This is a genomic window from Streptomyces sp. ActVer (assembly GCF_027270795.1).
GTDB classification, from domain to species: Bacteria; Actinomycetota; Actinomycetes; order Streptomycetales; family Streptomycetaceae; genus Streptomyces; species Streptomyces umbrinus_A.
Window position 1 is genome coordinate 1 of sequence record NZ_JAPWHT010000307.1, and the last position, 12,770, is coordinate 12,770.

Annotated in this window: 12 protein-coding genes; 8 read left to right on the forward strand and 4 right to left on the reverse strand. The window is 71.3% G+C overall.

The annotated features are described in order from the left end of the window. Positions 1-324: ROK family protein (locus O3Q52_RS36410; RefSeq protein WP_269652890.1), on the forward strand; the 324-nt coding region annotated here is incomplete at its 5' end. A gap of 150 nt (positions 325-474) precedes the next feature. On the opposite strand, the gene O3Q52_RS36415 is transcribed toward O3Q52_RS36410, so the two are convergent. Then, positions 475-2,541 carry an NPCBM/NEW2 domain-containing protein gene (locus O3Q52_RS36415; protein WP_269652891.1) on the reverse strand — a complete coding sequence of 689 codons (2,067 nt, stop codon included), beginning with the start codon at positions 2,539-2,541 and terminating at the stop codon, positions 475-477. A gap of 361 nt (positions 2,542-2,902) precedes the next feature. Here O3Q52_RS36415 and O3Q52_RS36420 point away from each other — a divergent pair, with 361 nt between their 5' ends. Further along, the gene (locus O3Q52_RS36420) at positions 2,903-3,100 is read left to right on the forward strand and encodes a hypothetical protein (protein ID WP_269652892.1); all 198 of its coding nucleotides are present in this window, start codon (positions 2,903-2,905) and stop codon (positions 3,098-3,100) included. A 155-nt stretch (positions 3,101-3,255) separates the two neighbouring features. Next, complete coding sequence (locus tag O3Q52_RS36425) at positions 3,256-4,296, forward strand: NUDIX hydrolase (RefSeq protein ID WP_269652893.1); 1,041 nt, start codon at positions 3,256-3,258, stop codon at positions 4,294-4,296. Positions 4,297-4,399: 103 nt separating this feature from the next. Here the strand turns inward: O3Q52_RS36425 and O3Q52_RS36430 are convergent, their stop codons facing one another. Continuing rightward, entirely contained in the window at positions 4,400-5,755 is a 1,356-nt protein-coding gene (locus O3Q52_RS36430) for a dipeptidase (RefSeq protein ID WP_269652894.1), read from the reverse strand. A 173-nt stretch (positions 5,756-5,928) separates the two neighbouring features. Here O3Q52_RS36430 and O3Q52_RS36435 point away from each other — a divergent pair, with 173 nt between their 5' ends. Beyond that, positions 5,929-7,131 carry a geranylgeranyl reductase family protein gene (locus O3Q52_RS36435; protein ID WP_269652895.1) on the forward strand — a complete coding sequence of 401 codons (1,203 nt, stop codon included), beginning with the start codon at positions 5,929-5,931 and terminating at the stop codon, positions 7,129-7,131. A gap of 102 nt (positions 7,132-7,233) precedes the next feature. On the opposite strand, the gene O3Q52_RS36440 is transcribed toward O3Q52_RS36435, so the two are convergent. Next, positions 7,234-7,689 carry a nitroreductase family deazaflavin-dependent oxidoreductase gene (locus O3Q52_RS36440; protein ID WP_269652896.1) on the reverse strand — a complete coding sequence of 152 codons (456 nt, stop codon included), beginning with the start codon at positions 7,687-7,689 and terminating at the stop codon, positions 7,234-7,236. 173 nt (positions 7,690-7,862) lie between these two features. Here O3Q52_RS36440 and O3Q52_RS36445 point away from each other — a divergent pair, with 173 nt between their 5' ends. Beyond that, positions 7,863-8,597, forward strand: a complete 735-nt coding sequence (locus O3Q52_RS36445) for a TetR/AcrR family transcriptional regulator (RefSeq protein WP_269652897.1) — start codon at positions 7,863-7,865, stop codon at positions 8,595-8,597. On the opposite strand, the gene O3Q52_RS36450 is transcribed toward O3Q52_RS36445, so the two are convergent. Then, positions 8,552-9,382 carry an AfsR/SARP family transcriptional regulator gene (locus O3Q52_RS36450; protein ID WP_269652898.1) on the reverse strand — a complete coding sequence of 277 codons (831 nt, stop codon included), beginning with the start codon at positions 9,380-9,382 and terminating at the stop codon, positions 8,552-8,554. The two genes, O3Q52_RS36445 and O3Q52_RS36450, sit on opposite strands and share 46 nt — an antisense overlap. Between O3Q52_RS36450 and O3Q52_RS54260 the strand changes: the two genes are divergently transcribed. From O3Q52_RS54260 to O3Q52_RS36460, 3 genes are all read left to right on the forward strand, one after another. Beyond that, entirely contained in the window at positions 9,367-9,930 is a 564-nt protein-coding gene (locus O3Q52_RS54260; protein ID WP_332112975.1) for a hypothetical protein, read from the forward strand. The two genes, O3Q52_RS36450 and O3Q52_RS54260, sit on opposite strands and share 16 nt — an antisense overlap. After that, positions 9,831-11,687 (forward strand): MMPL family transporter, encoded by a 1,857-nt coding sequence (locus tag O3Q52_RS36455; protein WP_332112976.1) that lies wholly within the window; start codon positions 9,831-9,833, stop codon positions 11,685-11,687. The genes O3Q52_RS54260 and O3Q52_RS36455 overlap by 100 nt, the downstream gene beginning before the upstream one ends. A gap of 53 nt (positions 11,688-11,740) precedes the next feature. Beyond that, positions 11,741-12,770: sensor histidine kinase (locus tag O3Q52_RS36460; RefSeq protein ID WP_269652900.1), on the forward strand; the 1,030-nt coding region annotated here is incomplete at its 3' end.

Below are 12,770 nucleotides of genomic sequence, written 5' to 3' on the forward strand. Positions count from 1 at the left end.
GCCGTGGCCGCCGCCGCCCGCGCAGGCGATCCCGTCGCGGTGGCGTCCTTCGAGCGTGCCGCCCAGGCCCTGGCCGCCGGAATCGCGGCGACCGCGACGCTGGTGGAGATCGACATCGCGGTGATCGGCGGGGGAGTGGGGAAGGCGGGCGACGTCCTGTTCACGCCGCTGCGTGCCGCGCTGCGCGACTACGCCACGCTGTCGTTCGTGCGGCGGCTCACTGTGACGCCGGCGCAGATGGGGACGGATGCGGGGCTTGTGGGTGCGGCGGCCGCTGCGCTCAGTCGGCAGGCGAGCGCCACCACGGCGGTGGTTGGCGGCTGAGCCGCCCCCTGTCGTTCGGGTTTGGATTCGATCCGAGCGTTGTTGTGTGCCGGCCGGTGGGGGCTTGTCGCGCAGTTCCCCGCGCCCCTGAAAAGAAGGCACTCCGGGGCGCGGGAAGCTGTTTGGTCGGGCTCTGTCGGTGTGCTGGTGTCAGCAGGTGAGTTGGGTGTCTGCCCAGTCGCCGTGGTCCGAGGTGATTCCGTCTCCGCCGTCCGTGACGACGAGGCGGATCACCTGGGCGCCGCTCACGTCGGCCGAAAGGGCCTGTGCCGGCTGGGCGTTGGTGAGGACGCCGGTCGAGGCGACCTTCGTGCCGTCGGCCCAGATCTCGAAGGCGACGGACCCGTCCGTGCCCTCCTCGTCGTCCACACCGACCTTCGCGGTGACGGTCTCGCAGGCCTTGCCCGTGTAGTACTCGACGGTGCTCTCCGCATGGACGCCGAGCCCGGTGGCGTAGACGACGCCGTTGATCGTGATCGGGGTGCCGTCGCCCGCATCGCTCTCGCCGTTGCTGGTGTTGCGCTCGACGGGCCCCCAGCCGTTGGTCGTCGAGAGCCAGGGGAGATCACCGAGGTTCGACGCGCCCGAGGGCGGGGCCACCACGACGGACGCCGTCAGCGGCAGCACGCTCTCGGCCCGCACCCCGTTCGGCGAGCGGTAAGTCGCCTTCAGCGTCAGCTCGTACGCCCCCGGGGGCGTGCTCGCCGGCGCGGTCACCGTCCACTTGGTGTGCAGCGCCCTGCCGGTCGGGAGGGAACCTGTCGTGGTCGGAGACTTGGCCTTCACCTTCCAGCCCTCGGGGCCGGTCAGGGCGACGGAGACGCGCTTGGCGGGTGTGCGGCCCAGGTCGGTGACCGAGGTGGTCAGGGCGGTCGGAGTGCCCGTCTCGATCAACGTGCTGCCGTCCAGGCCGAGTTCGACGGCGGGCGGGTTCTTGGCCCAGCGGCGGTCCGCCGAGACGCGTACGAGGACCGTGCCGTGGGCCGGGACGGTCGCCGAGATGGCGCCGGCCGTGTTGTAGCTCTTGTGCTGCCACAGGTCGCGCAGGGTGTAGGCGTCCGCCTTGGGCAGTCCGACGGCCTTCGCGGTCGTGGCGATGCGCTGGGCGCTGCCGGTCTCGTTGAAGAGGGCGACCGTGCGGCTGCCGTCCTTCATCTCCTTGGCGACGACCCAGCGGCCGCCCTCGGAGGAGAGCACCGCGCCCTGCTTGCCGAGCGGGTCCTGGTCGACCGCGATGACCTCCTTGTTGCCGAGGATGTCGAAGGTCTCCTCGGGGACGGAGCGCAGGTCCGAGCCGATGAGCAGCGGCGCGGCCATGATCGACCACATCGAGAAGTGTGTGCGGTACTCCGTGTCCGTCATGCCGCCGTTGCCGACCTCCAGCATGTCGGGGTCGTTCCAGCGCCCGGGACCCGCGTACTGCGAGAGCGGCAGGTTCTGCTTCATGATCGAGAGCATCGAGCCCCAGTTGTCGCTGATGTCCCCGGTCGTACGCCACAGTTGGCCGACGTCGGCCGCCCACTCCCAGGGCTTGTTCTCGCCCCACTCGCAGATGCTGTAGACGATGGGACGGCCGGTCGACTCGGAGGCGGCCTTCAGGGCGTCACGCATCGTCGTGTACCGCTGCTTGGCGTCCACGCCCTGGTTGTTGCAGTTGTCGTACTTCAGGTAGTCGACACCCCAGTCCGCGAACTGCTGGGCGTCGCTGTACTCGTGGCCGAGCGCACCCGGGAAGCCGGCGTCGTTGCACGTCTTCGTGCCCGCGCTGGTGTAGATGCCGAGCTTGAGCCCCTTGGAGTGCACGTAGTCCGCGACCGCCTTGATCCCGCCCGGGAAGCGGACCGGGTCGGGCACCAGCTTGCCGTTCGCGTCACGGGCGGGCAGCGCCCAGCAGTCGTCCAGGTTGACGTACTCGTATCCGGCCTCCTTGAGCCCCTTGGCGACGAAGATGTCCGCGATCCCCTTGACCATCTCCTCGTTGAACTCCGCACGGCAGTGCGTGGAGTTCCAGTTGTTGAAGCCCATGGGCGGGGTGAGGGCGAGACCGTCGTCCGGGGTGGGTGCGGCCGGTGCCGCCGGGGCTCCGGCCGAGGCTCCGGCCGGTGCTTGGGCGTCGGCGGCCGGGGCGGGCCCGGTCAGCCCCAAGGTGCCGAGCAGCCCTGCGGTGAGCGCTCCGACCACTCTTCGGCGAGTCGTGCGGTTGAGAAAGTGACGCATCGTTACGTCCTCCGTACTCGCGAAAGGTTGGATGTCTTCATGTCCGCGTCATCCGTGCGCGTTTACGGTAGGACCTGTCGCACTGTGGTGGAAGAGGTGCGGTAACGTTTGTTCGATATCCCGTCAAAACCCTAGACGATGCTCCGACTAGGGACTGGGATTCAAGCCCCGCGTGCGTTTGTGTTGAGTTGTGTCTCGCGGGAGAGGTGACGGCATTGCTGTCACTCAAGGAGCCCGTGGTGCCCCGAAGTGCGCCGGGACATCGGATGTCCCGGCGAAATCTCCTGCGTGGCGCGTCCGCGCCGTGGAGAGACGGGAAGGCCGACCGTGACCCATGGGCGGGTCGGCAGTTGAACCGGGCATGAAGAAGCGCAGCATGCTCGCCATCGCCTCCCTCGCCGCCGGATTCGTGGTCGCGGCCGTCACGCCGTCCCACTCCGCGGAGGGTGGCGACACCCTCGGCGGCCTCGACGTGCAGAACACGCTCAGCAGCCTCGACCAGACGATCAGCGACGGCAGTCTGGCCACGGACGACAAGCCCGAGGAGCAGCGGGGCTGACCCACGAGTCAGGACCGTCCCGACCATCAGCCCGGCCCGTCGAGGGCCGGGCTTTCGCATGCGTCCGACCCGTCGAACGCGACCTCTTCAGGGCCTGGTTTCCGTGGCAGGGTGGAGCGGGCAAGCCTCAGGGGGCCAACAGCAGAGGGGGAACCGTGATCGTTTGGATCAACGGTGCGTTCGGTGCGGGGAAGACCACCACCGCACGGGAACTGATCGACCTGATCCCGAACAGCACACTCTTCGACCCCGAGCTCATCGGCGCCGGGCTGACGCAGCTCCTGCCCGCCAAGCGCCTCGCCGAGGTCGGCGACTTCCAGGACCTGCCGATCTGGCGACGGCTCGTGGTCGACACCGCGGCCGCGATGCTGGCCGAACTCGGGGGCGTACTCGTGGTCCCCATGACACTGCTCCGCCAGGACTACCGTGACGAGATCTTCGGCGGACTCGCATCCCGCAGGATCGCGGTGCGCCATGTGCTTCTCGCCCCGGCGGAAACGATCCTGCGCGAGCGAATAGCCGACCGGGAGGTCCCGCCGGACCTCCCCGACGGGGAGATACGGGTGCGGCAGTGGTCGTACGACCACATCGAGCCGTACCACGCCGCCCTCGCCGGCTGGCTCACCGCCGACGCCCATCCCGTCGACACCAGCGCGCTCACCCCGTACGAGGCCGCCGTGCGCATCGCCGCGGCCGTGAGCGGCGGAACCGTCCCCGTCTGCGACATCGTGCAGACCCCCGAGCCCACCTCGGAGACCGTCGCCGCGGGCGTGCTCCTCTTCGACGAGCAGGACCGGGTGCTGCTCTTCGACCCGACCTACAAGGCCGGCTGGGAGTTCCCGGGCGGAGTCGTCGAGTCCGGCGAGGCACCCGCGCGCGCGGGCATCCGCGAGGTCGCCGAGGAGACGGGCATCCAACTCGTCGACGTACCCAGCCTGTTGGTCGTCGACTGGGAGCCACCGGTACCCCCCGCCTACGGCGGACTGCGTCTCCTCTACGACGGCGGCCGGCTCGACGGCGACGAGGCCCGGCGGATGCTGCTGCCCGGCCCCGAACTGCGCGCCTGGCGCTTCGTCACCGAGGAGGAGGCGGCCGGACTGCTGCCACCCGTCCGCTACGAGCGCCTGCGCTGGGCGCTGCGCGCACGGGAACGGGGAGCCGCGCTGTATCTGGAGGCCGGGGTGCCCAAGGGCTAGCTGTCCCGGCGCCGACGGTCGAGCGACGACGGCCGTGGGACGTACGAGGGACGACGGGCGTGCCCCGGTTGTGCTGTGGGGCACGCCCGTCGGACCAACTCGGTCAGTTCGCCGCGTAGTTGCGCAGGAACAGCGCCTCCGCGACGGACAGCCGCTCCAGCTCCTCGGGCGACACGCTCTCGTTCACGGCGTGGATCTGCGCCTCCGGCTCGCTCAGCCCGATGAGCAGGATCTCCGCCTGCGGATAGAGCGACGCGAGGGTGTTGCACAGCGGGATGGAGCCGCCCTGACCGGCGTACTGCATCTCCGCCCCGTCGTACGCGTCGCTCATCGCCTGGGCCATCGCCGCGTACGCGGGACTGGTCGTGTCTGCGCGGAACGGCTGACCCTGGCCGATCTGTTCGAGCTGCACACGCGCGCCCCACGGGGTGTGCGCCTCCAGATGGGCCTGGAGCAGCTTGGTCGCCTCGACCGTGTCCACGCCCGGCGGCACCCGCAGGCTGACGAGCGCGCGGGCGCCCGCCTGCACGGACGGGGTGGCTCCGACCACCGGCGGGCAGTCGATGCCCAGCACGGTCACGGCCGGCCGAGCCCAGATGCGGTCGGCGACCGTGCCCGAACCGATCAGCTCCACGCCGTCGAGCACCTTCGCGTCCTTGCGGAACTGGGCCTCGTCGTACTGCAGGCCGTCCCAACGCGCGGTGCCCGTGAGCCCGTCGACCGTCGTCGAGCCGTCCTCGGCGCGCAGCGAGTCCAGTACGCGGATCAGCGCGCCCAGCGCGTCGGGGGCGGCGCCGCCGAACTGGCCGGAGTGCAGGTTGCCTTCGAGGGTGCCGACCCGGACGCGGACGAGCGTCATGCCGCGCAGCGCGGTCGTCACCGTGGGGACCCCGACCCGGAAGTTGCCCGCGTCGCCGATGATGATCGTGTCGGCGGCCAACAGTTCGGGGTGCTCCTCGGCGTACCGCTCCAGGCCGCCCGTGCCCTGCTCCTCGGAACCCTCCGCGATCACCTTGACGTTGACCGGGACCCCGCCGTTGGCCTTGAGCGCGCGCAGGGCCAGCAGGTGCATGACCAGGCCGCCCTTGCAGTCGGCGGATCCGCGGCCGTACCAGCGGCCGTCCCGCTCCGTCAGCTCGAACGGCGGGGTCGCCCAGCCGGCCTCGTCGAGCGGCGGCTGCACGTCGTAGTGCGCGTACAGGAGGACCGTCTTCGCGCCGTTGGGGCCCGGCAGGCTGCCGTACACCGACTGTGTGCCGTCGGGGGTGTCGAGCAGTGCGACGTCCTGGAAGCCCTCGGCGCGCAGTGCGTCGGCCACCCAGTTCGCGGCGCCCTCGCTCTCGCTCCGGGGGAACTGGTCGAAATCCGCCACCGACTTGAAGGCCACCAGCTCGGTCAGCTCCGCCTTCGCCCTCGGCATCAGCGAGGCGACGGTCTCGGCGACCGGATTCGACGACATGGGCACGCTCCTCGTGGGTGCGACGTTGTAAGGATGGGTACGTCTGCGATGCGCGCATACGGGTGTGCGCGCTGCATTCGCTGCAGATCCTCCCACAGCGGTCCTGGCCGGACGTCGCCGTAGGATGCGTGGAGTAGGTGCGGCAGGCGGCTGGATCGGAGCAGCAGACCATCGTGAGCAGCGAGAACTCTTCGGACGACGCACAGCGGGTGTGGGACGTCGTCGTGGTCGGCGCGGGGCCTGCGGGCGCCTCGGCCGCCTATGCGGCAGCGGTCGCGGGGCGCAGCGTCCTGTTGCTGGAGAAAGCGGAGCTGCCCCGTTACAAAACGTGCGGCGGCGGCATCATCGGACCGACCCGTGACGCGCTGCCGCCCGGCTTCGAGCTGCCGTTCCAGGACCGGGTGCACGCGGTCACGTTCTCGCTCGACGGCAGGTTCACGCGCACCCGCCGCTCCAAGCAGATGCTCTTCGGGCTCATCAACCGGCCCGAGTTCGACCAGCAGCTCGTCGAGCACGCCCAGAAGGCGGGCGCCGAACTGCGTACGGGCGTCACGGTCTCGCGGGTGGAGCAGCACGGCTCGGCCGTCCCCGACCGGCGCACGGTGGCCGTGGTTCTCCAGGACGGCGAGACGGTGCTGGCCCGGTCCGTGGTCGGCGCGGACGGCAGCGCCAGCCGGATAGGAGCACACGTCGGGGTGAAGCTCGACCAGGTCGACCTCGGCCTGGAGGCGGAGATCCCGGTCCCGGAGACGGTCGCGGAGGACTGGAAGGGGCGGGTCCTCATTGACTGGGGCCCCCTTCCCGGCAGTTACGGATGGGTTTTCCCCAAGGGTGACACCCTCACCGTCGGAGTAATCTCGGCCCGGGGCGAAGGCGCCGCCACCAAGCGGTACTTGGAGGACTTCATCGCCCGGCTCGGCCTCGCCGGTTTCGAGCCGAGCATCTCGTCCGGGCACCTGACGCGCTGCCGTGCCGACGACTCGCCGCTGTCGCGGGGGCGGGTGCTGGTGTGCGGGGACGCGGCGGGGCTCCTGGAGCCCTGGACGCGCGAGGGCATCTCCTTCGCGCTGCGCTCGGGGCGCCTCGCGGGGGAGTGGGCGGTGCGGATCGCGGAGGCGCACGACGCCGTGGACACGCGACGGCAGGCGCTGAACTACGCCTTCGCGATCAAGGCGGGTCTTGGCGTCGAGATGAGCGTCGGCAAGAGCATGCTCACGATCTTCCAGCGGCGGCCCGGCATGTTCCACGCCGCGCTCACCGGTTTCCGGCCCGCCTGGAAGGCGTTCGCGGGCATCACACGCGGATCCACCTCGCTGGGCGAGATCGTGCGTTCGCGTCCGATGGCGGGGCGCGCGCTGACCGCGCTCGACCGGTGACCTGAGGGGACCCGGAGCTCCAAGGGCTGGTGCTTCTGCGGGTTGCCGAGGGCTTCGGGGGGCTCAGGGGGCCTCAGGGGCCTTCAAGGTGGGGCTGCGGGCTCAGCTCTTGATCGTGATCTGGAAGACCGGGTGGTCGGGGGCGATGCGCCGCAGCTCCTCGTTGGACGAGTCGGGGCCGACGCCGTTGAAGAACACGCCGACCTCGGCCTTCCAGCGCTTGAGGTAGGCGCGCAGCAGCGGGACCTTGTCGTCGTCGGCTACCTCCACGGCGGTGAACACGTCCACCTTCTTGCCGAGGTGCAGCTCGCCGCCGCCCGCGACCCTCATGTTGTGCGTCCACTGGACGTGGCCGCGCGGGGCGACGAGGTACTGCGTGCCGTCCACGGTCAGCAGGTTGACGGGGGTGGTGCGCCACTCGCCGCTCTTGCGGCCGCGGACGGCCAGGACGCGGGAGCCCCAGACGCTGAGGCCGCGGCGGGTCATCCAGGCGATGGTCCTGTTGAGGACGTTCACGGTGAACCAGCCGGGCTTCTTCACGTGCGTGGACGTGGTCATGGTGGCTTCCTCCCGAAGCGGAAAGTGTGAGCACTGCTCTCGCTTGAGAGCAGTGTGCACGAGATCGGCGATCCAAAGCAAGAGCAGTGATCTCGAAGTAGGTCACCGCTCACATTCGCGTGCACCGATCTCGTTTGTGTGCACTGCTCTGAGAATATGGAACACTGGCGTGCATGAGTACCGCCAAAGGAGCCCGCGCCCGCGCCCGGATCGAGGTCACCGCGGCCATCAAGGACGAGGCGCGCAGGCAGCTCGCCGAGGACGGCGCGGCCAAGCTCTCCCTGCGGGCCGTGGCCCGCGAGCTCGGCATGGTCTCCTCCGCGCTGTACCGCTACTTCCCCAGCCGCGACGACCTGCTGACCGCGCTCATCATCGACGCCTACGACTCGCTCGGCGCCGCCGCCGAAACGGCGCACGCCAAGGTGGCCGACGCCGGACCGATCCGCCGTTGGACCGCGGTGTGCGAGGCGGTGCGCGAGTGGGCACTGGGGCACCCGCACGAGTACGCGCTGATCTACGGATCGCCCGTGCCCGGGTACGTCGCACCCGCCACCACCGTGCCGGCGGCGTCCCGCGTCGGGCTGCTCCTCATCGGCATCGTCCGGGACGCGCACCAGGGCGCCGGTGTCGCCCTTCCTCCGTTGCCCGCCGAACTCGGTCCCGAGGCGCGGAGGTTGGCCGACGACCTGGCCCCGGACCTGCCGCCCGCTGTGGTCACCGCGCTCGTCGCGGCCTGGGCGCAGCTCTACGGACTCGTCGGCTTCGAGCTGTTCGGGCAGTTCAACCGAGTCGTGGAGGACAGAGAGCCGTTCTTCCGGCACGCCGTCGCCCAACTCGGTCATGGTGTGGGCCTCGTGTTCCCTCAGGACACCGGCACGGGTGGCCGGGGCAGCAGAGCGGGATCCTGACGGAGTATCCGCGCGTGCAGTGACCGGAGCGGCGGCCCCGGGTCCGCGCCCAGCGCCTCGGCGAGCCGCTGTCGTGCGGCCTCGTAGGCGGTCAGCGCGTCCGAGGAGCGGCCCGTCCGGTACAGCGCGAGCATCAGCAGCTCCACGAGCCGTTCTCGCAGCGGGTGCGCGGCGACGAGCCGGACCAGCTCATGGACGTACTCGAAGGACCTGCCGAGTTCGATCTCGCCGGCCAGCCGGGCCTCCAGCACCGTGAGCCGCTTCTCGGCCCAGCGCAGCCGTTCCGCCGCCAGACAGGGCGCCTGCAGGCCCTCCGCGAACTCGCCGCGCCACAACTCCTCGGCGCGTTCCACCAGTTCACCCGCACGCCGCAGTTCACCGGCGTCGCGAGCGGCGAGCGCCTCGTCCACCCACCGCCGGCGCTCGCGCAAGTCGTCGGCGTCCGCGCCGGTGAGCCGGTAGCCGCTCCCCGTCCACGCCAACTCCGCGGCGCCGCCCAGGGCTCGGCGCAGCCCGGAGACGTACTTCTGCACGAGGTTGCGTACATGCAGGGGCGGCGCGCCTCCCCACACGGCCTCGACCAGGGCGTCGTACGAGATCGAGCGCCCCTCCTGGAGGAGAAGGACGGCGAGTACCGCGCGCTGCTTCGGCGGGCCGAGCGGTATCTCGACTCCGTCGCGCAACGCCCGGAGCGGGCCGAGCAGTTCGAAGCGCAGGCCGTCGGACGCCCCCTCGGTCTCGGCCGATCCGCTCTCGCGCAAGCCCTTCGGTGTCCCCTCGCCCATGCGTCGAGAGTATCCCGGCACCGGCGTTCCAGTGGATCTTCCAGCGGACGGTCAGCGGCGCCGACGACCGTGGCCGCGACGGATCCCCGGCGAAAGGCCACACCACGATGCTCACCCGGCTCGGCCGCCTGGCGGTGCGGCGCAATCGCGCCGTCCTCATCGGCGTACTCCTCACCTGCCTCGGCCTCGCCGCCTACGGGGCCGGCGCCCAGGACGACCTGGATCTCGCGCGCTGGAGCTCGCCCGGCACGGAGTCGGTGCGCGCGGGGGACGTACTGCGCGAGGAGTTCGGCACCGGCAACCCCAACCTGGCACTGCTCGTCACGGCACGCGACGGAGACGTGGCAGCGCCCGCACACGGGACGCGGCCCGCGCGCTCGCCCAGGAGGTGGGGCGGCTGCCCCTGGTCACCGACGTCACGTCGTACTGGGACGCCGACAGCCCCGCCCTGCGCGGCACCGACGGCCGTCGCGCGCTCGTCCTCGTCCGCCTCGAAGGCAGCGCCACGGAAGCACGCGAACAACTCGCCACCCTCTCACCGCGGTTGACGCGCACGACACCCGAACTCACCGTCCAGGTGGGCGGTCAGGAGGAGATCTCACGCCAGGTCGGCGAACAGGCACGCACCGACTTCCTGCGCGCCGAACTCTTCGCGCTGCCCGCCGTCCTGCTCCTCCTCGTCCTGGTCCACCGGCGCGCCACGGCAGCCCTGTTGACCGTCGCGGTCGGTCTGCTGTCCGTCCTCGGAACCCTCGCCGGGCTGCGCGCGATCGCGCAGTTCACCGAGGTGTCGACGTTCGCGGCGAACCTCGCCCTCGTCCTGGGCCTCGGACTCGGCGTGGACTACAGCCTGTTCGTGATCAGCCGCTACCGCGAGGAACGCGCGGCCGGGCGACCGCAGCCCGAGGCCGTCGTTCGGGCGACCGCGGTCGCCGGGCGCACGGTGGTGTTCAGCGGAGTGACGGTGGCGGTGTCGCTGAGCGCTCTGCTGGTGTTCCCGCTCTTCTTCCTCAGCTCGTTCGCGTACGCGGGTGTCCTCGTCGTGGTGACGGCGGTGGCCGGAGCTGTGGTCTTCCTGCCGGCGGCGCTGACCCGCTGGGGCCACCGGGTCGAACGGCCCGCAGCCCGCACGTCGTCCGGCTTCTGGCACCGCACGGCACTCGCGGCGATGCGCCGCCCGCTGCTGGCCGGCGCCGGAGTGCTCACCGTCCTGCTCCTCGCCGCCTCGCCCCTCCTCGGGCTGCGCTTCGGACTCCCGGACGAGCGGACCCTCCCCGACGGGACCTCCTCGCGCACCACCTCCGAGATCGTGCACGAGGAGTTCCCCGCCGAGCCCACCGACACCATTCAGGTGGTTCTCGCGGAACCACCCACGGCAACGCCCACCGCAGCGCTCGCGACAACGCCCGACCTGCGCGCCTACGCCGCCGCACTCTCCTCGATCCCGGGCGTGTTCCAGGTCGACGCCCCCTCCGGCACCTACCGCGACGGGCAGCGGACGGGAGCCCCGGGACAGGACCGGCTGAGGGCGCCCGACGGCCGCGTACGGCTGGCGCTGGTGCCCACTCAGGAGGCGATGCGCGGAGACGTACCGGCGCTCGTCGAACGCGTCCGTGACGTCCCCGCACCCGACGGCGTACTGGTCGGCGGCTACCCGGGCGAGACCACGGACTTCCGCGCCGCGCTCCTCGACCGGCTGCCGCTCGCCGCCGGGCTCGTCCTCGGGGCGACGTACCTGATCCTCTTCCTGATGACCGGCAGCGTGCTGCTCCCCCTGAAGGCGACCGTCCTGAACCTGCTCAGCCTGTCCGTGATGTTCGGCTGCCTGGTGTGGGTCTTCCAGGACGGGAATCTCTCCGGAGTGCTCGGCTTCACGCCGACCGGTTCGATCGAGCCGAGCATCCCGGTGCTGATGTTCTGCGTGGCGTACGGCCTCTCGATGGACTACGAGGTGTTCCTGCTGTCCCGCATCAAGGAGGAGCACGACCGCACCGGCGACACCGGGCGCGCGGTCGCCGAGGGCATCAGGCGCAGCGCCCCGCTGATCACGGCGGCGGCCGGCATCCTCGCGCTGTCCTTCCTGTCGTACGCCACCGGAGGCGTCGTCTTCCTGAAGGAGCTGGGTATCGGCACGGCCCTGACGATCCTCGTCGACGCGACCCTCATCAGGGTGGTCCTGCTGCCGGTGACGATGCGGCTCGCGGGGCGCGCGAACTGGTGGGCGCCGAAGCCGCTGCGCCGCCTCCGGATCAGGGAGGCCCCCGAGCCCGAGCCGGACCAGGTACTCCGCCGGGAGTACGTGTGATCACCACGCTCGGCTGACGCCTCCGGCGACCCGCGGCGTCTAGCGTGGCAGGCATGGAAGAGCAGCGCACACGCCGGTGGGGTGGACCCCCCTGGGCCGGGGGCGGCCCGGCGCGAGGCCGGTGGCAGGGACCCCCGTGGTGGAACCGCCGCGACGAGGAGGAAGAGCGCGGCGGCCGTCCGCGTTGGCCGTGGCGTTCGACGCTGCTCCTCACCGTGTTCGTCCTCGGCGGCAGCAACTTCGCCGCGGAGCAACAGCCCGATCGGGAACAGCTCGACGTCCTCGCGCGGATCCTCCTCTTCGGGGGCGCCGCTCTGCTCCTGTGGCGGCAGCGGTATCCCGTGGCCGTGGTGTTCGGCACCGCGGCCACGGCCCTCGTCTACTTCAGCGCCGGATATCCGTACGGGCCGATCTTCCTCACGGTCGCGCTCGCCTGCTTCAGCGCGATCGTCGCCGGGCAGCGCTGGGCTGCCTGGACCGCGCTCGGCACGCTGTGGGTCGTCCATCTCCTGGTGGGGCACTGGCTCTACCAGTGGCTGCCGCCGAAGGGCGACCAGGTCTCCTCGTGGGGCGAGGAGGTCGCCATCGCGGCCTGGACGATCGCCATCCTCGCGGTCTCCGAACTCGCCCGGGCACGCCGTGAGCAGTGGGACCGCGACCGGGCGGAGCGCCGGCAGGCGGCCAAGCGGCGCGCCGACGAGGAACGGCTGCGGATCGCCCGGGAACTGCACGACGTACTGGCGCACAGCATCTCCGTCATCAACGTCCAGGCGGGCGTCGGCCTCGCGCTGCTCGACTCCGACCCCGAACAGGCGCGCACCGCGCTCACCACCATCAAGGCCGCGAGCAAGGAGGCCCTGGGGGAGGTGCGCCAGGTGCTCGACACGCTCCGTACACCCGGAGACGCGCCCCGCGCGCCGGCGCCCGGCCTCGACCGGCTCCCCGAGCTCGTCGAGCAGGCCGCGGGCGCCGGACTGACGGTCGACGTCGAGAGCGGGGGCGAGCGCAGGGCCCTGCCGCCGGGCGCCGACCTCGCCGCCTTCCGCGTCATCCAGGAGGCGCTGACCAACGTCGTACGGCACT